Below are 1,309 nucleotides of genomic sequence, written 5' to 3'. Positions count from 1 at the left end.
TTTAAAAATTCTGTCGCTAGCGATAGTTCGCGCTGGCCTGCCCCGCAACGAAGCCAACCCGCTGGGAAGTACCTTTTGCATTGATTTTATTTACTTTTTTATGGAAAAAGAGAGGCATAATTGGCAATTTTCTTTAAATTAACATCCTCTCCACTCTGAAAGTGGAGAAGATGAGATCATATTTTAAACTTAAGCAGCTTTCGTAACAGACCTTGCTAAAACCTGCTTAGCTTCTTTAATGAGAGCTTTATATTTTCTATTCTCTTCATCTACTCTGAAAGCATCAACAAGACGCACATGGATAGGACCTAAAAGATACAAAGCTTTTTCACCAGCATTCATACCCTCCCAGTAACTTGGCAAATCAAAGCGTGTATCATTATCATAATCACCAGATTGACTTTTTAACTTTTTTTCGCACTCAATAAAGTAACGACGAGCCTGTCTACCTTTCTCATTGCGTTCAACCATGGAAAGTTCTTTGGCCATGTCTAGTGTGATATGATATTCTTTACTTATAACATTTTTACGTTTCTCATTTTTGAGAAACGTAAAACCATAATCTTGATTTTCCAAAAATCCATATTCTTTAATACGGCGTACAATCCAATCTGCAAATTTAGAGTTAACTTCTAAGAACATATATAATTCACGTGCGTTAACAGTTTGCACAGTTTCTTGTCCAACAGCTTGTTCTGATATTTTAATTAGAGTGTTCATCTTATTAGTCCTTTGTTTTATAAGTTAAAGTATCCAGGGCTAAAACAACCGAACTAATACAGTCCTTCGTATCTTTAGGTTATCCTTGGACATACACACGAAGACCCTGGACAAAATTTCTTATGATGGGCAACAGATCTTTCGGGATACTGTTGAACCGATTAGTTACGAGGTGTTTTAAGCCTGCCAATCAGACTATAGCTGTTCACAGAAACTGTCAATTATTTTTTGAAAAATCCTAAAAGTATTGACAACCAACAAAGGATGCCGGGTGCTAGAAAACACGGTAGATAGTCCGTCGTTATGCTTTTCCCAAAAGGGTATTGTATAGCATAACTACACCCGACGAGATCATTATATGCGACGAGCATAGAATGAGTCAAAGCCTTCAATGTGCGGAGAAGAGATCGTTCCGGCAATCTATCCGCTATCTATCAAGGTGTTTTCTAGGCACCTGATTTAACGATATATGTTTTTTGTGAATCTTGTCAAGCAATAAGATTTCTGTGTGTAACATATAGATAAAGCGTGAGAACATGATCTATCCTTTCTTATTAGCGGCGTATTCTTGACGTTTAAGTTGTCTCTG

At 37.1% G+C, this 1,309-nt stretch carries 1 protein-coding gene; it reads right to left on the bottom strand.

What is annotated here, in order from left to right; genetic code table 11:
- Window positions 1-189: 189 nt before the first annotated feature.
- Window positions 190-720, bottom strand: coding sequence for an antA/AntB antirepressor family protein (locus ACFIO3_RS13260; RefSeq protein ID WP_375614625.1), 531 nt, complete (start codon window positions 718-720; stop codon window positions 190-192).
- Between the last annotated feature and the right edge of the window lie 589 nt (window positions 721-1,309).

Source organism: Bartonella sp. AD328YNZD (assembly GCF_042196425.1).
This window is presented reverse-complemented; position numbering and strand designations above follow the sequence as displayed.